At 37.2% G+C, this 18376-nt stretch carries 21 protein-coding genes; 8 read left to right on the plus strand and 13 right to left on the minus strand.

All coding sequences use genetic code 11. The features are described 5' to 3' along the window. Positions 1–89 precede the first annotated feature (89 nt). From G440_RS0106520 to G440_RS19580, 5 genes are all read left to right on the plus strand, one after another. Positions 90–590 carry a DUF6702 family protein gene (locus G440_RS0106520; RefSeq protein WP_026450570.1) on the plus strand — a complete coding sequence of 167 codons (501 nt, stop codon included), beginning with the start codon at positions 90–92 and terminating at the stop codon, positions 588–590. Positions 591–646: 56 nt separating this feature from the next. Continuing rightward, positions 647–2953: a M1 family metallopeptidase gene (locus tag G440_RS0106525; RefSeq protein ID WP_026450571.1), complete on the plus strand. Its 2307-nt coding sequence runs from the start codon at positions 647–649 to the stop codon at positions 2951–2953. Between the two features lie 60 nt (positions 2954–3013). After that, the gene (locus tag G440_RS0106530; protein ID WP_026450572.1) at positions 3014–3376 is read left to right on the plus strand and encodes a hypothetical protein; all 363 of its coding nucleotides are present in this window, start codon (positions 3014–3016) and stop codon (positions 3374–3376) included. A 173-nt stretch (positions 3377–3549) separates the two neighbouring features. Beyond that, positions 3550–3837 (plus strand): twin-arginine translocase TatA/TatE family subunit, encoded by a 288-nt coding sequence (locus G440_RS0106535; protein WP_026450573.1) that lies wholly within the window; start codon positions 3550–3552, stop codon positions 3835–3837. A gap of 107 nt (positions 3838–3944) precedes the next feature. Next, positions 3945–4394, plus strand: a complete 450-nt coding sequence (locus tag G440_RS19580; RefSeq protein WP_245574836.1) for a phosphatase PAP2 family protein — start codon at positions 3945–3947, stop codon at positions 4392–4394. Here the strand turns inward: G440_RS19580 and G440_RS0106545 are convergent. From G440_RS0106545 to G440_RS0106580, 8 genes are all read right to left on the minus strand, one after another. Continuing rightward, on the minus strand, positions 4380–5021 hold the full coding sequence (locus G440_RS0106545; protein ID WP_026450574.1) for an O-methyltransferase: 642 nt from the start codon (positions 5019–5021) through the stop codon (positions 4380–4382). The genes G440_RS19580 and G440_RS0106545 overlap by 15 nt on opposite strands. Before the next feature lie 19 nt (positions 5022–5040). Continuing rightward, entirely contained in the window at positions 5041–6135 is a 1095-nt protein-coding gene (locus tag G440_RS0106550) for an amidohydrolase family protein (RefSeq protein WP_026450575.1), read from the minus strand. 58 nt (positions 6136–6193) lie between these two features. After that, the gene (locus G440_RS0106555; protein WP_026450576.1) at positions 6194–6979 is read right to left on the minus strand and encodes an SDR family oxidoreductase; all 786 of its coding nucleotides are present in this window, start codon (positions 6977–6979) and stop codon (positions 6194–6196) included. A 121-nt stretch (positions 6980–7100) separates the two neighbouring features. Then, the gene (locus G440_RS0106560) at positions 7101–8549 is read right to left on the minus strand and encodes an aldehyde dehydrogenase (RefSeq protein ID WP_026450577.1); all 1449 of its coding nucleotides are present in this window, start codon (positions 8547–8549) and stop codon (positions 7101–7103) included. A 72-nt stretch (positions 8550–8621) separates the two neighbouring features. After that, the gene (locus G440_RS0106565) at positions 8622–9050 is read right to left on the minus strand and encodes a RidA family protein (RefSeq protein ID WP_026450578.1); all 429 of its coding nucleotides are present in this window, start codon (positions 9048–9050) and stop codon (positions 8622–8624) included. 13 nt (positions 9051–9063) lie between these two features. Next, entirely contained in the window at positions 9064–10512 is a 1449-nt protein-coding gene (locus tag G440_RS0106570) for an FAD-dependent oxidoreductase (protein ID WP_281170756.1), read from the minus strand. A gap of 201 nt (positions 10513–10713) precedes the next feature. Then, positions 10714–11979: a kynureninase gene (gene kynU, locus G440_RS0106575; protein WP_026450580.1), complete on the minus strand. Its 1266-nt coding sequence runs from the start codon at positions 11977–11979 to the stop codon at positions 10714–10716. A gap of 129 nt (positions 11980–12108) precedes the next feature. Next, entirely contained in the window at positions 12109–12810 is a 702-nt protein-coding gene (locus G440_RS0106580; protein WP_026450581.1) for a hypothetical protein, read from the minus strand. Between the two features lie 91 nt (positions 12811–12901). Between G440_RS0106580 and G440_RS0106585 the strand changes: the two genes are divergently transcribed. Then, complete coding sequence (locus G440_RS0106585) at positions 12902–13198, plus strand: GNAT family N-acetyltransferase (RefSeq protein ID WP_026450582.1); 297 nt, start codon at positions 12902–12904, stop codon at positions 13196–13198. A gap of 33 nt (positions 13199–13231) precedes the next feature. Here G440_RS0106585 and G440_RS21325 read toward each other — a convergent pair whose 3' ends face one another. Both G440_RS21325 and G440_RS21195 read right to left on the minus strand, forming a co-directional pair. After that, entirely contained in the window at positions 13232–13375 is a 144-nt protein-coding gene (locus G440_RS21325) for a hypothetical protein (RefSeq protein ID WP_169718945.1), read from the minus strand. Between the two features lie 44 nt (positions 13376–13419). Then, the gene (locus tag G440_RS21195; protein ID WP_026450583.1) at positions 13420–13578 is read right to left on the minus strand and encodes a lmo0937 family membrane protein; all 159 of its coding nucleotides are present in this window, start codon (positions 13576–13578) and stop codon (positions 13420–13422) included. Positions 13579–13735: 157 nt separating this feature from the next. Here G440_RS21195 and G440_RS19585 point away from each other — a divergent pair, with 157 nt between their 5' ends. Then, the gene (locus G440_RS19585) at positions 13736–14566 is read left to right on the plus strand and encodes a class I SAM-dependent methyltransferase (RefSeq protein ID WP_034259127.1); all 831 of its coding nucleotides are present in this window, start codon (positions 13736–13738) and stop codon (positions 14564–14566) included. Positions 14567–14608: 42 nt separating this feature from the next. On the opposite strand, the gene msrA is transcribed toward G440_RS19585, so the two are convergent. From msrA to G440_RS0106615, 3 genes are all read right to left on the minus strand, one after another. After that, entirely contained in the window at positions 14609–15280 is a 672-nt protein-coding gene (msrA, locus tag G440_RS0106605) for a peptide-methionine (S)-S-oxide reductase MsrA (protein WP_026450584.1), read from the minus strand. A 110-nt stretch (positions 15281–15390) separates the two neighbouring features. Next, a complete protein-coding gene (locus tag G440_RS0106610) occupies positions 15391–16170 on the minus strand; it encodes a zinc ribbon domain-containing protein (protein WP_026450585.1) in 780 nt (259 codons plus the stop codon). A gap of 3 nt (positions 16171–16173) precedes the next feature. After that, positions 16174–17268 carry a Nif3-like dinuclear metal center hexameric protein gene (locus G440_RS0106615; RefSeq protein ID WP_026450586.1) on the minus strand — a complete coding sequence of 365 codons (1095 nt, stop codon included), beginning with the start codon at positions 17266–17268 and terminating at the stop codon, positions 16174–16176. 103 nt (positions 17269–17371) lie between these two features. On the opposite strand from G440_RS0106615, the gene lpxK reads away from it, so the two are divergent. Further along, positions 17372–18376 (plus strand): tetraacyldisaccharide 4'-kinase, encoded by a 1005-nt coding sequence (gene lpxK, locus G440_RS0106620; RefSeq protein ID WP_026450587.1) that lies wholly within the window; start codon positions 17372–17374, stop codon positions 18374–18376.

The following is an 18376-nucleotide window of genomic DNA, read 5'->3' on the forward strand; positions in this document are numbered from 1 at the left end:
GTTATATCGAGACGGAAAATATGAACTTTCGAGTTGATACTTTTAAATTTAAAAATTTGTAACATACCTTTGCGGCTTCCGACTTTAATATGAGGTATTTAAGAATTTTTATTTTATTACTTTTTTTCCCCTTGGTTTCGGCCACATCTGCACATAAGTTTTACGTGAGCATTACTAAAATTGAATACGTAAAGGAGAAGAATTCCATTCAAATAATCACGAAAATTTTTACTGATGATATGGAGAATGCGCTTCGGAAACGGTATGATCCTACAATTTCATTAAATACAAAAAAGGAAACCGAAGTTGCAGTTGAAGATTTAAAGAAATATATTCTCCAAAAGATCAAGATCAAAGTAAACGGCAAACCAGTTCAACTTAATTATATAGGCAAAGAATACGATACCGATATGCTTGTCGCATATATGGAAGTTACGGACGTGAAAGAACTAAAAACTATTGAAATTGAAAACAAAGTGTTGATGGAGGTGTTTCCTGAGCAGCAAAATATCATTCACTTAAAGACATCAACAAGTCGCCGAAGTTTAATTCTTGATAAAGACGAACCCAGCGGCATATTAAAGTTTTAAGCCTAGACAGTTAAGCTTCTAAACTTTTAAACAGCCAAACTCATAAATTTTTTTAAATGAAATTATTTAAATTAGTATTCCTCTCTGCACTTTTCCTTTTTTCCGGAATAGTTTTAGCCCAAGATGAAACCCAGACTACCCAACGAGATCCAGGACATTATAATCAAAATCGTTTTAAACAACTTTACGAAGAGTTTTCAACGCCAAATATGTTCAGAACTGCAAGTGGTGCGCCAGGTCCAAACTATTATCAGCAACAGGCAGATTATGTGATGGATATTGAATTGGATGATAGGAACAAGAAAATCACCGGATCTGAAACCATAACATACACTAACAATTCGCCCGATGTGCTGGAGTATTTATGGGTGCAGCTAGATCAAAACGTAAGATCGAAAGATTCCAAGTCACCTTTAATTGAGTCCAATAATACTTCGCCTACAGAAATGGCTGGAAGCTTTGTGAAAAATTATATGGAAAATGGTTTCGATGGTGGCTTTAATATTTTGGAGATTAAAGATGCGAAGGGAACCTTGTTAAAACACACAATCAACCAAACGATGATGCGGGTGGATATGCCGAAAAATTTAAAGCCTGGCGAAAAATTTGTCTTTTCAATTAAATGGTGGTACAACATAAACAGCCACGTGGTGGATCGCGCTAGAAGCGGTTATGAAACTTTTGAAGATGGTAATCGTGGTTATGTTATTGCACAGTTTTATCCAAGAATGGCGGTTTATAATGATGTTGAAGGATGGCAGAATAGTCAGTTTTGGGGAAGAGATGAGTTTGCATTGCCCTTTGGAAATTTCGATGTAAGTATTACCGTTCCTGCAGATCATATCTTGGATGCTACGGGTTCCCTTCAGAATAGAAAGGAAATTTTCACCAAGGAAATGATGAATCGTTACGACGCGGCTCAAAAATCATTCGATAAACCTGTTATGATTGTTACCCAAGCCGAAGCGGAGGCTGCAGCAAAGAATTTTTCCAATGCAAAAAAAACGTGGAGGTTTAAAGCTGATAATGTCCGTGATTACGCTTTTGCAAGTTCTAGAAAATATATTTGGGATATGATGGCTGTGAAAATGGGAAGTGGTTCTGTTATGGCCGTTTCGCTCTATCCACCGGAAGCAAATCCGTTATGGGAAGATTGGTCCACAAGAACCGTGGCGAGCACTTTAGAAACCTATTCCAGAATGACTTTTGAGTATCCGTATCCAAAAGCTATTTCCGTAAGTGCAAAAAATCAAGGAATGGAATACCCGATGATTTGCTGGAACCACGGACGTCCAGATAAAGATGGGTTTATAAGTGAACGCACAAAATTTGGAATGATAAGCGTGATAGTTCACGAAGTGGGGCACAACTATTTCCCCATGATAGTAAACAGTGATGAACGCCAATGGACGTGGATGGACGAAGGTTTAAACACCTTTTTACAGTATGTGGCCGAACAGGATTTTGGGGAAGCTTATCCCGATGCAATTGGTCCCAATAAAAAATACCCTTCCCGCCGAGGTCCCGCAAAAAACATAGTGGATTATATGGCTGGCGATCAAAAGGAATTGGCGCCGATTATGACCAAGGGATTAAACACCTATAATTTTGGATCAAATGCGTATGCAAAACCTGCAACTGCTTTAAATATTCTTCGCGAAACCATAATGGGGCGTGAACTTTTTGACTTTGCTTTTAAAACTTATGCCCATCGCTGGATGTTTAAACACCCAACCCCAGAAGATTTTTTCAGAACGATGGAAGATGCTTCAGCAGTAGATTTGGATTGGTATTGGAGAGAATGGTTTTACACTACAGATTATGTAGATATTGGCGTGAAGGATGTTAAGAAATTCTACGTAACTTCAGAAATGAATAAAGAGATGAATGAGAAGATGACCGCTCGTGGAATTTCTGAAAGCGATTTGCCAGCAATAGTGTATTTAGTTGAGGAAGACAGTGAAGATTTTGATGAAAGTAAGATAGTGTCTAATCTTGATGAAGTCCAAACGCTAAAAGATTATATTAGTGAGAATATTCCACTTGCAGAAAGAGCGAATTTAAAACGTCCCAATTACTTTTATAAAGTAACTTTTGAAAAACTGGGCGGAATCCCGATGCCGATAATAGCGCAATTCACCTACAAGGATGGAACATCTGAAAGCATTGTTTATCCACCACAAATATGGCGTAAAAATGATGCGATGGTTGGAAAAGTTATTGCTTCAGAAAAAGAAATCATCAAAATAGAAGTAGATCCAAACCAAGAAACAGCCGACATTGACACATCAAACAATTCTTGGCCAAAACAGAAAGAACTTGGGGCTTTTGAGAAGTTTAAGAAGAAAAATAGTAAAGATTAAATCGTTAGGATTCAGTCTTGCTAAGTTCTTCCCAAGTGTTTTAAATTTAAAATAAACACTATGAAAAAATTCGTAATTGCCTTATGTTTTATTTTTTTGATAGCTACGGTCATAGTTTTAAGACCAGTTCCTATTGTGCATGAAGCCGATGCGGTTACGGAGCGAGGGGTAGTAACTGCAGTTTATGATGGAGGAGGAAGCGACATTGTTTTTAAATTGAAAAATAATGAGCGTACTTTTTATATAAATAGAGGATTGCAGGCAGGAATTGAGTTAAATGAATTAAGGGAAAGCCTAATTGGGAATGAAATAACCTTAAAATATCCAAAATATTGGACTCCACTTGATTGGGAAAATAAAATCAAACATCTTTCAAAAGTTGAATTTGAGAATATAATAGTTTTCAACGAATTTAAGGAATAGTTCAAAATATTCGATTGTAGAAGTTCCTACATAGGTTTTTCTGTTAAGATTAATGAAAGATTTATAAACGCTACATATAGCTATTGTGTTAATTATAATTTTATTAAGATTCCTTTGCAGAAAAACTCATCACTCATCACTCATAACTCATAACTGGTTAGTATATTTGTACTATGATTTCACAGGCAATTTTTCTTTTTATTAGCGGTGCTGAAATAGGCTTTGTTCTTTTCATCATTCTTCTTGTTTTTGGTGCCGACAAAGTACCAGAAATAGCACGTGGTCTGGGAAAGACTATTCGGCAGGTAAAGAATGCGACCAACGACATTAAATCTGAGATTACTAAAGGTGCCGAAAAACAAGGAATCGATATCGATATTACCAAAGATGTCCGAAAACACATAGACCAGGTAAAAGATGACGTTGATGAGGTAACTGGTCCTATCAAGAGAAAGTTCTAGATGCTTGAAACCCTAAAAAACTGGGACAGGGAACTTTTTGTTTTTTTAAACGGTTTGGGAATAGAAAGTTTCGATAGGTTTTGGCTCTTTGCTACCCAACCCAAGAATTGGATTCCATTATTTATTTTATTCTTTATTCTTATCGTTTTAAAAAAGGAATAGTAGTTGCCTTCTTTTTATTGCTCACCGTTGTGGTTACAATGCTTTTTACTGATATGGTCAAGGATTATGTTGCGCGTCTTCGGCCAAATAATGTTGAGGTCTTAGGTGAATTAATCCGTATTCTTCAAAAACCCTCCAATTACAGTTTCTTTTCTGGGCATGCGTCTTCAAGTTTTTCCATTGCCACTTTCATAGTTTTGATGTTACGAAAATTTTCAAAATGGATCTATCTAATTTATCTCTGGCCACTTATTTTCGTGATGAGCAGGATTTTTATAGGAGTACATTATCCCAGTGACATTTTTGTTGGGGCATTGGTAGGAACTAGTTTTGCATGGATTTTTGTGATTTTTTGCTACAAAACCTTAGCGAGTAAAAGTCTATTTAAATCTTGAAATCGTCAATCCATCTCGAATAGGTAGTAAGACAGTTTCCAATTGAGGATGGTTATTTAGCATCTCATTATATTGAAGAAGGGCACGGGTATCCATATCATCACGCCTAACTTTTTCAACTACTTTCCCACTCCAAAGAACATTATCACTTAAAATTACAGAACCCGTTTTTAGCTTTGGGAGAATCATTTCAAGATAATTGGGATAGTTAAACTTATCGGCATCAATAAAAACTAAATCGAAGACGGTATCAATTTCTGGAACTATATCCATAGCATTCCCCAAATGCTGGAAAATTTGTTTTCCGAAATCTGATTCATCAAAATATTTCCTTTGAAAATCATACAATTCCTCATTGATATCGATGGTGTGTAATTCGCCGTCATTCTGCATTCCTTCAGCTAAACACAAAGCGGAATACCCAGTATAAGTTCCAATTTCCAAGATGTTTTTCGGATGGATTAATTTTGAGATCATACTTAAAATCCTTCCTTGTAGATGTCCGCTCAACATTCTTGGAACGAGTACTTTTTGCCAAGTTTCTCGATTCAGTTTCTGCAATAATTCAGGCTCTGCTTGTGAGTGTTTTTTTACGTAATTGTTTATTTCTTCAGAAAGAAGATCCATTTTAACTGAATTAAAGGGTTTAATTTATCTTTTGGCCGAGAATTCTGTTTACTAGTTTTTCCTTGGCTACATCATCATCTCCGCAGAGCCATTTTATCACGTTATCCTCCCACATAGCGTCAGATTGTTCTTTGGTAATGATACTTCGTTCCACAGCCAAATCTAATATTTTTCCTGGATAAGAGGATTGTACTGCACTTTCCATTTCTCCCAGTGGGTATGGATCGTCAAGGCCTACCAATACTTGCTTTGCGCCTTGATTTTTTACAACTAATTCTAACGAACCGGTATCGTGAACCAAGGTATCAAAGAAAATATTTTTATGCCCTACCGATTTCCGTGGATGGGATTTACCTTCAAAGAGATCAGGACGACCATCAAAGCCTTGAATTCTTCTACCAAGATTTATTTGAGCCAATTGCCCTCCGTGGGCGAAGCAGGTTCGCATATTTGGATATTTGTCTGGATACCCATTTAGTGTTAAAAAGTGATAAGCATCAGCGCACTGCGCCAACATCCAGATTAAATGAAATCGCCAAGCTGTATTTTCTAGTTTGATGAACTTTTCTCCATCGTAAGGGTGTACTTCAACTGCCAGATTGTATTTTGAAGCCAATTCAAAAATAGGTTCATTTTCTTCGTCAAAAATACAACGCCACGTGCCTATAGTGTCCATATAGTGCGTTGGTAAACACAGTAATTGAAGGCCTAATTCCTCCACGCAACGTTCAATTTCCCACAAAGCGCCGGTTACAAATCCCGGATGTACTACAAACCCACAAGTGAATTTAGAAGGATTTTCGTGTTGTACCTTTGCGTTAAAATCATTTTGAAAACGAAGTGCCTTTTTCATTTCTTCTACACGAAGTCCATTTCCATATAATTGGGAAAGATTGAGAACAACCGCGTGATCAATTTTGAAACGTTCCATCCATTCCAGTTTTTCATTCAAGAAAAAACTGGAGTCTGTAACTGGGCGGCTCCAATCTTTTTGAAGCATGAATTTGCGGTCTTTATCTACCCAAAAAATTTCCTTATCCTTCATAAACTGAGGGATTTCCTCAGGATAGGGAAGAAGATGGGAATGACCGTTAATGCGAAGTTTTCGTTTCATATCAATCCCCTGCGAAGGCAGGGGTCTCATTTAATTAATAATTTTTTCAAAGCTAAAGTTATAAACTTTTGGTGCGACCTCCATCAACTGGCAGGTTTACTCCATTGATATAACTTGCAGCTTCACTCGCTAAAAATGCAACTGCATTGGCAATTTCGCCAGGTTGTGCAAATCGTTTTGCAGGTACTAGGTTTTTCATAAAATCACTAGCTTCCTTTTCGGTTGAATCCCTTCTTTTTGCGGCGTTGCTAACAATGCCTTCCAATCTATCAGTGGCGGTAAACCCAGGTAAAACATTATTAACGGTTATCCCGTATTGCCCCAGCTCATTTGCCATAGTCTTACTCCAACTTGCAACTGCCCCTCGAATGGTATTGCTCACGCCCAAATTATCGATTGGTTGTTTTACGGAGGTGGAAATGATATTTATAATTCTTCCGTAGTCAGCTTCTTTCATTCCTGGAACAACGGCCTGCGCTAAAATCTGGTTGCAAATCAGGTGCATTGAAAATGCTTTCTCAAATTCGTCTGTTGATGCAGAAAAAATGGGGCCTCCTTTTGGACCTCCTGTATTATTCACCAAAATGTGAAAAATTTTGCTGGAAACTGCGACCTCTACTTTCTTCTTTAATTGCTGTGGATCGGTGAAATCGGCAACAAAATAGTTGTGTTTTTGTCCTTTATCGTGGGGAAGTTCTATTAAGGTCTCCTGCAGTTTCGCTTGGTCGCGAGCCACCAAGGTAACGGTAGCTCCAAGTTTCGCCAATTGAATTGCGGTTGCCTTTCCTATGCCTGCAGTACTTCCACAGACTAATGCATTTTTATTTGTTAAGTCTAAATTCATATTTTTCAGTATTCAGTATTCAGTATTCAGTACTCACTAAACAGTTTATATTTTGGATTTCGATTTCTCCCGATAACTATCGGGATCAATTTCAGTATCAATTTCAATTCCCCCTTTGGGGTTAGGGGGCTTTGTATTTAATGCACACATTCTTCGTTTCGGTAAAAAACCGAAGTGCTTCAAAGCCTCCTTCACGGCCAACGCCGCTGTCTTTCATACCTCCAAAAGGAGTTCGTAAATCGCGGTTTAGCCAAGTGTTTACCCAGACTATTCCTGCTTCAATTTCTTTGGAAATTCGCATTGTGCGGTTTAAATCTGAAGTCCATAAGGTGGAAGATAAGCCATATTTAACCGAATTAGCCATTTTTAAGACTTCTTCTTCGGTTTCAAAAGGCATTAGCGTTACTACGGGACCAAAAATCTCTTCTTGATTTACGCGACATTGATCGTCATAAACCTCAATGATTGTAGGTTCCAGATAATAACCGTTTTCATAATCTTTTACAGTAACCCGTTTTCCACCAAAAAGGATTTTTCCGCCTTCTTCCTCGGCGATTTTAATATATGATTCTACTTTTTCTAAATGTGGTTTTGAAACCAAAGCACCAACGTTGGTATCGGCATCAAAAGGATTTCCCACTTTTAGCTGTTTGACTTTTTCAATAAAGTCTTTTTTAAACTTTTCGTAAATAGGCTTTTCAACAAATATTCTACTTCCGCAAAGGCAGATCTGACCTTGGTTCGCAAAAGAAGAACGAACCGTAACTTCTAGCATTTGTTCATAATCGCAATCGGCAAAGATGAGGTTTGGGTTTTTTCCGCCCAGTTCCAAGGATAGTTTTTTGAACATTGGCGCGGCGGTTCGTGCAATATGTTCCCCGGTTTTGGTTCCGCCAGTAAAGGAAATCGCTTTGATGTTTTTATGCGTCACAATAGCTTCGCCTGCGGAAGGTCCCGTACCGTGAACAATATTTAAAACACCTTTTGGCAGACCTGCTTCGGTGCATATTTCACCTAAAAGAAAAGCGGTCATAGGTGTTACTTCACTAGGTTTTGCAACTACCGTATTTCCAGCTGCAATCGCTGGAGCAATTTTCCAAGTGAAAAGGTATAGTGGTAAATTCCATGGCGAAATACAACCCACAACGCCAAGAGGTTGACGTAATGTAAAATTCATTGTGTTTAAACCTACACTTTCGTGAGCTTCACTTGAAAACTGGGTGATTGAATTTCCGAAAAACCGAAAGTTTGATGATGCTCTCGGAATGTCAACAGCCAATGCCAGACTCAGTGGCTTCCCGTTGTCCTTAGCTTCGGCTTGGGCTAGATCAACCAGTTTCTCTTCGATTAAATCTGCAATCTTTAGCAGAATTCTGCTGCGCTCATCTATAGTTGTATTGCTCCATTTTGGAAAAGCTTCTTTTGCCGCTTGATATGCATTTTCAATATCCTGTTTATTTGAATCTGCTATTTGGGAATACACTTCGCCATTAGAAGGATTGTAATTATCCAACCATTTTTTTGAAACAGGTTCAACGTATTCGCCGTTTATGTAGTTTAGGATTTTCAAATTAGATTGTATTTCAGACCTAACAGGTTTTTAAAACCTGTTAGGTCTCATTTTAACTGCAAACTGTAACTGCTACTTTTTAACTGGCTTATAAGCCATCGCCTTAATTTCAACTATCAACTGTGGATGCGGCAATTGGTGTACGGCAACCGTGGTGCGCGCTGGGCCGGTTTCTTTATTGAAATATTCTGAATAGACTTGGTTATAACCGCCAAAGTCGTTCATATTTACCAAAAAGCTGGTAACGTCAACAACATCTGCCATTGTAGCGCCTTCAGTAGCTAGGTAATCTTTTATGTTTTCAAGTACGGCACGCGTTTGTTCTTTAATATCGAAATGCATGGTGCCCATTTCGTCAATTTTATTTACGCCTGCAATAGTATTGTCGGGCAAACGTGAACTAGTGCCGCTAATGAATATGAAGTCGCCTACTCGCTTTACGTGCGGGTACGCACCACGCGGAGTAGCTTTTCCTTCAACTAACTTGCTTTTATTCTCCATGATAAAACTATTTTTATTTTAAATAATCTGCCATTTCATTTTTATTGAGAATGGCTTCTGTTTCTTTATTTACGGTTTGTAATTTTTCTTTTAAGGGCATGGATTCTGGTAATTTTCCATCGTGCAACAATCCTAAAATGGCCTTGTCTTGTGCTCTTCCCAGTTTCTTTGCTTCAGAATAAGGAATTGATTCATTAAAGGTAACCAAAGAATATTTGCTGTTGTATTCTCCGGGGAATTCTGTTTCGAATGCAGTTTCGAGTTTTCTTTTCTTCTGAAATAATTCCATTCCAGTATGGGCTTTCATTTCATCAAAATTATCCACGGCTAACTCGCCAATGGCATCTGCATCTTTTTTACGGACTTTCTCATATTCGTCAAAAATGGTTTCCCACGAAACTTTTCCGGAGCTTAAATCCTCTTTGTGTTCACTTAAAACTTCATCAAAAACAGCAACATCTTCAAAACTTGCATTCATCCCTTGGCCATAAAAAGGAACCATGGCGTGAGCAGCATCTCCCATCAATAATATTTTTCCGAAACGGTGCCAAGGGTCACATTTCACGGTGCCCATAGAACCAACGGGATTGTTGAAAAATATTTCGGTTAAATTCGGAATCAATTCCAATACATCAGGAAATTCATTTTGAAAATACTCTTGTACTTTTTCAGAAGTAGTGAGGTTCTCAAAACAATAGTCGCTGTTTTTATAGGGAAGAAAAAGCGTCACGGTAAAACTACCGTCTAAATTTGGTAGTGCGATAAGCATATCTTCTCCACGCGGCCAAATATGAAGGGCATTTTTATAGGTTCTGTAGCCGTTGTTTTCGGCTGCAGGAATTTCAAGTTCTTTATAGCCATGACCAAGCCATTGCTGCGAAATATTAAGAAGAAATTCTTTATCATTTATCATACTCGTCCTAACTACCGATCCTGCGCCGTCAGTTCCGAAAATAACATCGGCTGAATATGTGCTTTTTTCACCTGTTTCAAAATCTTCAAAGCTTGCAGCAGGTGTTTCATAATCAACATCAGTACAAGCCTGGTTGAAAATTATCTTCAGGTTCGGCATTTTTTCTGCTTCATTTAATAAAAGCATATTAAGCCCCGGACGTGAAACCGAATTGATGAATTTATCTTCGTTACCGCTATACGGACTTAAAAATGTTTTCCCTGATTTCTCGTGAATCATTCGTCCTGTCATCGGGATTAAAAGTTCTTTCGCCGCTTCTTCAACTCCAGCCAAACGCAAACCACGTAAACCGCGATCACTCAGAGCGAGATTTATAGAACGTCCAGCATCCTGTGTTGTTTTTCGTAGATCCGGTCTTTTTTCAACTAAGGTTATGTTGAAGCCGTGTTGGGCTAAACGTAGTGCAAGTAGGCTGCCGCAAAGACCGGCGCCGATGATAAGTATGTTTTGGTTTTTCTTCATATTAAATATCTTTTGACATAAGACGATAAGACTTAAGACGTAGGACAAATTACCCTATTAATTAGTCTTACGTCGTATGTCAATCAGTCTTAAGTCAATTTTTCAATACTTCTTTTGATTTTTTTTTGAAAACTTAAAAACGTCTTCAAAATTCATTTCTTTGGACATTAGAGGTAGGACAAATTCTGCTATTAATTAGTCTTAGGTCCTATGTCAATCAGTCTCAAGTCAACTTTTCAATACTTCTTTTAGTCTTTCCGAAAACTTAAAAACGTCTTCAAAATTATTATAAAGTGGAGTAGGGGCTATCCTGATAACATCTGGTTCGCGCCAATCGCTTATCACTCCAGCTTCGGTTAATTTAGTATGTAATTTTTTATCGGCATTTTTCACTTGAATGGAAAGCTGACAGCCGCGTTCTTTGGGATTTCGTGGAGTGATTACATTAATAGCATCGTTTTTCATCTCGTCTAGTAAGAACTCTAAATAACCGGTAAGCTTTTCAGATTTGTTCCGAAGATTTTCAAAACCTGCTTCGGCAAAAGTATCTAAGGAAGCTCTAATTGCAGCCATAGATAGAATTGGAGGATTACTAAGTTGCCAGCCTTCAGCTCCGGGCAGCGCGTCAAAATCTTTCCTCATATTGAAGCGCGTTTTTTTATTATGACCCCACCAACCCGCAAAACGATTAAGTTCTTTATTGTTAGCGTGACGTTCGTGTACAAAACATCCGCCTAGACTTCCGGGGCCGCTATTTAAATATTTATACGTACACCAAACGGCAAAATCGGCTCCTGTCTCGTGGAGGTTTGGTTGAATATTTCCAGCCCCATGTGCCAAATCGAAACCAACCATACAATTGTATTTATGGCCGAGTTCTGTGATTTTTTTCAAGGGAAAGAATTGTCCAGTATAATAATTAGTACTTCCAATCATCAACAGAGCGATCTCGTTACCGTGATTTTTCATTATCTCTTCCAAATCCTCAAAACGGCAAAGTTCTTCGCCTTCTCTAGGTTTCCAAAGAATTAAACCATCTTTAGGATCAACGTTATGGAATTTTAATTGACTTTCCATCGCGTATTTATCGCTTGGAAAAGCATCGCTTTCAACCACAATTTTATACTTGGTTTTTGTGGGTTGATAAAAAGAAACCATCATCAAATGGAGATTTGTTGTCAAAGTATTCATGACAACAACTTCCGAAGGTTTTGCACCTAGGATTTTCGCCATGTTTTCGGCTAAAAATTCGTGATATGGTAGCCAAGGATGCTTGGCTTCGGTATGACCTTCAACACCTAAATTTGCCCAATCGGTCAATTCTTCTTGAATATATTCTGAAGTTATTTTGGGTTGTAATCCTAAGGAGTTTCCACAGAGATAAACAAGTTCCTCGCCGGAAGCATTTTTAGGGATATGGAATTTATTTCTAAAAGATGACAATGGATCTTTGGTATCTTGTTGTTTTGCGTATTCTAAGGTATTTTGAAACATTTAGATAGGTTGATTTTTTAGCTTTTCACAAAAATAGGAATTTATATTCGGTTAAATTGTCTTTAATCCTTTCAATAGATAGCGTTTGTTCTATGTTTTTCAACATATGTTTTCCTAAGAAGGTTCTATTTATTTTTTCACAGAAATATCGGTGAAATACAACTTAAAGTTACCCGTCGCGCCTGTGTGCATGGTCGCAATATCGATTCCACCGAAGTTTTTATAATCTTCCCAAGTGGTGGTCATCGTTGGTTCTGGAGCATTGTCTTTTCTGTAGTTCCACTCTTTTATTTTATAGTTTTTATCATAAAATAAATCGTATGCATCCCCTGGAGTATAACCGCCGGCATTACCGTAAACAACAGTAAGCCTATTTAAAGCATCTTTCGAAATTGGAGCTTCAACATTTTCTTTTTCGGTAAAAGAAGTGCCTTTGTCCCACGCTATTTGAAATGGAGCCAATAGCCAGTACTTATCATTTATAAATGAAGCATCGGTTTTCATCGCTAGGCTATCCAGCTTGGAGCGATTGTAGCTTAGTTGACCTTTTTCTGAATTCATTTGCACATCTCCAGTTTTTGGATTCCAAACCCAAGAACGATAAAAGTGATTGCCGTCGCGATCCACATTAAATGTAAAGGAAATTTCGCTTACGTCTTTCCAGTTTTCAAAGCCGCTGGCGTTTGCAATTTTGTGTGCAGTATCCATGTTTTCAATGGAATCTGAAGGTTCATTGTTGATTTCGGAAGCTGTGTTTTCTGAAGATTTTTGCGTGTTGTTACATCCAACGATTGCAAAGATGACTAAAATGGTGAAGATCTTGATTTTCATAAGGTTTATTTTTATAGTAAAAGTAAGAAATAGTTTTGGCTTTCATATTTTTTGTATTTTTAAAGCATCTTGAATTAAAAAATAGTACGCTATGAATGTAACTGACAATAAAGAGAAAAACAGGTTTGAAACGAAAGTCGATGGACATGAGGCTTTTATAGAATACTCGGTTCAGCCGGGGGTTTTATCCTTAAACCATACCGAAGTTGATAAAGCTCTTGCGGGACAGGGTGTAGCAAGTGAAATGACAGAGAAGGTCCTTCTTGAAATTGAGCTTCGAGGATTAAAGATAATCCCTGTTTGTTCTTATACAAAAAAATACATCAGCAAGCATCCGGAATGGAATTCGATTGTGGCAGAAGATAAAAACAAAAAACCCTCTCAATAAATGAAAGGGTTAGTTTTTATTAATGCATATAGATTAATTTAATGCATCATCAATATCGTCACCTATATCGTCCGCGACATCCTCTATTTTGTCTCCTGTTGATTTCTTTTCACGGCAACTGGTAAAACCAGTTGTCATAAGTCCTGCTGCGAATAAAATTAAAAATACTTTTTTCATAATTAGTTGTTGTTTTAAGGTTAATAATTATTTTTCGTAATTGATTAAGGTCGGCGGCCTGTTGCCAATCGGTATAAAATACCAATGATTGCCAATACTAGTAAAATGTGAATCAGACTTCCAACGGCTTCACCGAAACCGAAGTAGCCCACTAACCATCCTATAATTAAAAGAACCACTATTAGCCAAATGATGGCGCCCATTATAATTAGGTTTTAAGATTAGTTGGCTAAAACTACAATAAAACTTTTCTAGTTTCAATTTTTTTAACCCTTGTTTAACGAAAGGTATAAATAAATTTGAAAAACGTTAAGATTAATGCTTTATCAGTTAACCCTTTATTTTTAAAAATACCAAGCTATCAAACATTCCGAAAAATTTGAGACCAACAGGAAGACTTGGAATACCAAGGTTACACTTCATGCGCAAAGTGAATTTTATGACTCAGCAAATTTCAAAAAGGGTAAATCTTCATTGAATAATTACGAACTGAAAGCTTTGGGAGATGTCTCTGGCAAAAATATTTTGCATTTACAGTGTCATTTTGGGCAAGATAGCTTGAGCTTTGCCAGAATGGGAGCTAAATGTACTGGCGTTGATATTTCTGAAGAAGGAATCAAACTTGCAAAACAATTAAATTCGGAATTAAACCTCGATGCAAATTTTGTTTGCTGTAATGTCTTGGATACTTCTAAATTTGTTTCAGAAAAATTTGATATTGTTTTTAGCAGTTATGGCACCATCGGTTGGTTGCCGGAATTAAAACCTTGGGCAAAAATGATTTCAGAAAGATTAAAACCAGGCGGCTTCTTTTATATCGTTGAGTTTCATCCTATAGCTTGGATGTTTGATTATACCGTGTCACCACCCATTATGAAATATGGCTATCAGCAAAAAGAAGCTATTTATGAAGAATATGAAGGAACTTATGCCGATGCCAATTCTAAAATGATGAGTAAGGAATACGGCTGGAACCATAGTTTGGGTGAAGTAATTTCGTCACTTTCCGAGGCAGGACTTCAAATTGAATATCTAAAGGAGCGCGATGCTTCGCCTTATGATATTTTTCCGGGATTAGTAAAAAATGACGAAGGGATGTTTGAGCTTCCTAGCAAAATCTACCCTTTGCTGTTTGAGGTAAAGGCGAATAAAAAAAACCGACAGATTTCTAGTCTTCATTTCTTTTTGTGAAGAATAGTAACTCTGTCAGTTTAGGTTTGAAAATCTATTTTTTTAATGCTCTAAATTTTCCTTTAAAAGCTCTGGAAATTTTGCTTTAAACATTTTTATTCTTGGAATGGATACGTTTTGAATGTATGGATTTTCCGGGTGGTTCTTTTCATAATTTTGGTGATATGCTTCCGCTTTCCAGAATTTTTGAAATGGCATAACCTGTGCGGCAACCTTATCTCCACCTAGCTGTTTGTTTAATGCAGCTACTTTAGCATCGATTATTTTCTTTTCAGAATCGTTTTGATAGAAAATTATAGATCGGTAGGATTGTCCTCGGTCTGGGCCTTGTCCGTTTACTTGAGTGACGTTTTGTGAGCCGAAGTAAACATCAACCAATTGCTCAAAACTTATTACTTTGGGATCATAAATAACTTCCAAGGCTTCCGCGTTATCTCCGTGGTTTTTATAGGTTGGATTTTGCGATTTCCCGCCGCTGTAACCAGAAACAGCTTCATCTACTCCTTTTACGCTTTCATAAATTGCTTCCAAACACCAAAAACATCCACTTGCAAAATAGGCTTTTTTCAAGCCGTCTTGCGTTTCGGTCTGTACTGGAGTTTGTTCTTTTTGGGCTATTGCTTCGGCTTCCTTATTTCTTTCGTTGGAAGGTTTACAAGCACCTTGAAGGGAGATTAGAAAAAGACTAAATACTAAAATCGATATTTTCTTCATTTGTTTCTTTTTAAAAAATTGGTCTGTATTAAACTAAAAACCTTTCATTTAAATTACAAAAAAAGCCCTCACTAAATGTGAAGGCTTTGTTATAGTTTTATGTAAATGTATTATAGTTTGGAAAACATGGCTTCCATTTTTTCGCGTTCTTCGTTCGCTAAATCTGCGTCTACTAAGATACGACCACTATGCTCATCAGTGATAATTTTTTTTCTACCAGCAATTTCCATTTGTACTTGTGGTGGAATGGTAAAGAAAGAACCTCCAGATGCGCCACGTTCTACAGGAACTACGGCCAAACCATTTTTCACATTGGTTCTAATTCTCGTGTAAGCTTTGATAAGTCTAGGCTCTATTTTATCTTGGAAACTCTCAGATTCTTTAATAAGAGTCTGCTCTTCTTTTTCCGTTTCTTTTAGAATCTCGTCAAGCTCGTTTTGTTTGTGATTCAGGTGTTCTGTGCGTTCGTCAAAACGACCCTTCGTCTCTTCAATAACTTGGGTTTTCTGCTCTATCTGGGCACGGAACTCCTTAATATTCTTATCTGCAAGTTGAATTTCAAGTTCTTGAAACTCTACTTCCTTGCTCAAAGAGTTGTACTCGCGGTTGTTGCGAACGTTATCTTGTTGGGTAGAATATTTTTTAATGAGTGTTTTGGACTCTTCTATATTATTCTTTTTTTCCTTGATCTGATCTTCAATTACTTCAAGATCCGCATTAAGTTTCTCTAAGCGAGTGTTCATTCCAGCTACTTCATCTGCAAGATCTTCTACTTCTAGAGGAAGCTCCCCGCGAACGTTTCTAATTTCATCAATTCTGGAATCAATAAGTTGTAAGTCGTAAAGTGCTCTTAACTTCTCTTCAACAGTAACTTCGGTTTTTGTTGCCATAAATTATAAATAGCTAATAGGATTGGTATTTGTTTGTGATAAAAGGATTGCAAAATTAGTGATTTTTTTCTTAAGGAAAGAATGAATAAGGTCTTTTGTGAACTGTTCACTTTCATAGTGACCAATATCCGCTAAAAGTATAGTGTTTTCGGCCTTAAAGAAGTCGTGATATTTAAAATCTGCCGATATAAAAGCGTCGGCGTCGGCATTTTTTGCAGTTTCTATGGCAAAACTTCCGCTTCCACCAAGTACCGCAACCTTCTTTATTTTCTTTTTGAGTAAGGAAGAATGACGTACGCAATCCGTTTTCATGGTTCTTTTGATAAATTCCAGAAATTCAAGTTCTGGCATCGCTTTATCAAATTCACCAATCATTCCTATTCCAATATGTTGGTTTTGGTTTTCTAGGGTGGTAATTTCGTAGGCTACTTCTTCATATGGATGCGATTGGAACAGTGCCTTTAGAATTTTTGATTGTAGATGTTTTGAAAAGGTAATCCCAATTTGAGTTTCTCTTTCAAAATGTAAATCTCCTTTCTTGCCGATTACTGGGCTCGAATCTTCATTTCCTTTAAAACTGCCGCTTCCTTCTATATTGAAACTACAGTTTTCATAATTTCCAATACTTCCGCCGCCAACGGCAAATAGCGCGTTTCTAACTTTTTCGGCATCCTTGGTCGGGACAAAAGTGATGAGCTTTTTAATGGTTGCATCCTGCGGAATTAAGATACTACGATTTTTAAGCCCTAGTTTTTTACAAATCATTGCATTTACGCCATTCCAGGAATTGTCCAGCGCAGTATGGTTGGAAAATATAGCTATGTCGTGTTTTATCGCTTTTTGAACCACACGCTCCACATAGGTTTTTCCTGTGATTTTTTTCAATCCAGAGAAGATAATTGGGTGAAAACTAACAATGAGGTTGCAGTTGTTTTCAATAGCCTCATCAACAACCTGCTCCAAAGTATCTAAGGTTACTAGAATCCCAGAGACTTTTGTGTTTTCATCTCCCACCAACAAACCGGTGTTGTCAAAACCTTCGGAATAGGAGAGAGGCGACAGTTCTTCCAATAGCGCAATTACATCTTTTACCTTCATTTTGTACATTTTTTGTAAAGATAACAGATTGCAAAATCATAAGAGCTTTCTAAAATTATTTTAAAGTAATCGCAAATTTATTTGGAATTAGTACTTTCGTCAAATGAATTTGTTGCGCAAATTACTCTTTCCTTTTTCTCTGTTGTATGGCGGCATAACGGCGCTTCGCAATTGGTTATACAATAAAGGTTTGCTGAAAAGTAAAGCCTATACCTTACCTGTAATTTGTGTAGGTAATCTTTCTACAGGCGGCACGGGGAAATCGCCAATGATTGAATTATTGATTTCATTCTTAAAAGACGATTATAAAATCGCTGTGCTGAGTCGTGGTTATAAACGAAAAACAACCGGATATAGAGCGGTTTTGCTGAAAAGTTCTGTGGAGGAAGTAGGAGATGAGCCACTTCAGTTTAAGACGAAATTTCCCGAAATAACTGTTGCTGTATGTGAGGATAGGCAAACTGGTATTGAAAAGCTTCAAAAAACAGCTGAGGTCATTTTGCTTGATGATGCTTTCCAGCACAGAAAAGTAAAAGCCTCATTGAATATCTTGCTCACCTCTTTTGATAAACTTTATAGCAATGATTGTATGTTGCCTACAGGAAATCTTAGGGAACCAAAATTTGGTGCAAATCGAGCGCAAATTATTGTCGTTACCAAATGTCCAGAAAATATAGATAATTCAAAAATGGAGGCGATAAAGAGAAAGCTTAAACCGCAATCTTATCAAGAAGTTTATTTTTCAAAAATAGGTTACAGTTCTCAAATTATGAACGAAACTGAAGTAAAGCCATTAGAATATTTAAGGAGCAAAAAATTTCTTTTAGTAACAGGAATCGCAAACCCGAAGCCGCTGATCCATTTTTTGGAGCAAGAAGGATTGCATTTTGAAACTAAATCTTTTCCAGACCATCATAATTTTTCAGCTTCTGAAATGGAGCAATTAGGAGAGCATAAACTGATTCTTACCACCGAAAAAGATTATATGCGATTGCAGGCATTGACAAATAAAACGGAAATCTATTTTCTCCCTATAAAAACAGTCATTTTAAACGGAGCAGAATCCCTTTTTAAAAATGAGGTAGTTACTGAGGCTAAGTTAAAATGA

This window comes from Aequorivita capsosiphonis DSM 23843, assembly GCF_000429125.1.
Lineage (GTDB): Bacteria > Bacteroidota > Bacteroidia > Flavobacteriales > Flavobacteriaceae > Aequorivita > Aequorivita capsosiphonis.

Coding starts and splice junctions, on each gene's coding strand:
- G440_RS0106520 (WP_026450570.1), top strand. CDS start 90: ATGAGGTATTTAAGAATTTTTATTTTATTACTTTTTTTCCCCTTGGTT.
- G440_RS0106525 (WP_026450571.1), top strand. CDS start 647: ATGAAATTATTTAAATTAGTATTCCTCTCTGCACTTTTCCTTTTTTCC.
- G440_RS0106530 (WP_026450572.1), top strand. CDS start 3,014: ATGAAAAAATTCGTAATTGCCTTATGTTTTATTTTTTTGATAGCTACG.
- G440_RS0106535 (WP_026450573.1), top strand. CDS start 3,550: ATGATTTCACAGGCAATTTTTCTTTTTATTAGCGGTGCTGAAATAGGC.
- G440_RS0106545 (WP_026450574.1), bottom strand. CDS start 5,021: ATGGATCTTCTTTCTGAAGAAATAAACAATTACGTAAAAAAACACTCA.
- G440_RS0106550 (WP_026450575.1), bottom strand. CDS start 6,135: ATGAAACGAAAACTTCGCATTAACGGTCATTCCCATCTTCTTCCCTAT.
- G440_RS0106555 (WP_026450576.1), bottom strand. CDS start 6,979: ATGAATTTAGACTTAACAAATAAAAATGCATTAGTCTGTGGAAGTACT.
- G440_RS0106565 (WP_026450578.1), bottom strand. CDS start 9,050: ATGGAGAATAAAAGCAAGTTAGTTGAAGGAAAAGCTACTCCGCGTGGT.
- kynU (WP_026450580.1), bottom strand. CDS start 11,979: ATGTTTCAAAATACCTTAGAATACGCAAAACAACAAGATACCAAAGAT.
- G440_RS0106580 (WP_026450581.1), bottom strand. CDS start 12,810: ATGAAAATCAAGATCTTCACCATTTTAGTCATCTTTGCAATCGTTGGA.
- G440_RS0106585 (WP_026450582.1), top strand. CDS start 12,902: ATGAATGTAACTGACAATAAAGAGAAAAACAGGTTTGAAACGAAAGTC.
- G440_RS21325 (WP_169718945.1), bottom strand. CDS start 13,375: ATGAAAAAAGTATTTTTAATTTTATTCGCAGCAGGACTTATGACAACT.
- G440_RS21195 (WP_026450583.1), bottom strand. CDS start 13,578: ATGGGCGCCATCATTTGGCTAATAGTGGTTCTTTTAATTATAGGATGG.
- msrA (WP_026450584.1), bottom strand. CDS start 15,280: ATGAAGAAAATATCGATTTTAGTATTTAGTCTTTTTCTAATCTCCCTT.
- G440_RS0106610 (WP_026450585.1), bottom strand. CDS start 16,170: ATGGCAACAAAAACCGAAGTTACTGTTGAAGAGAAGTTAAGAGCACTT.
- G440_RS0106615 (WP_026450586.1), bottom strand. CDS start 17,268: ATGAAGGTAAAAGATGTAATTGCGCTATTGGAAGAACTGTCGCCTCTC.
- lpxK (WP_026450587.1), top strand. CDS start 17,372: ATGAATTTGTTGCGCAAATTACTCTTTCCTTTTTCTCTGTTGTATGGC.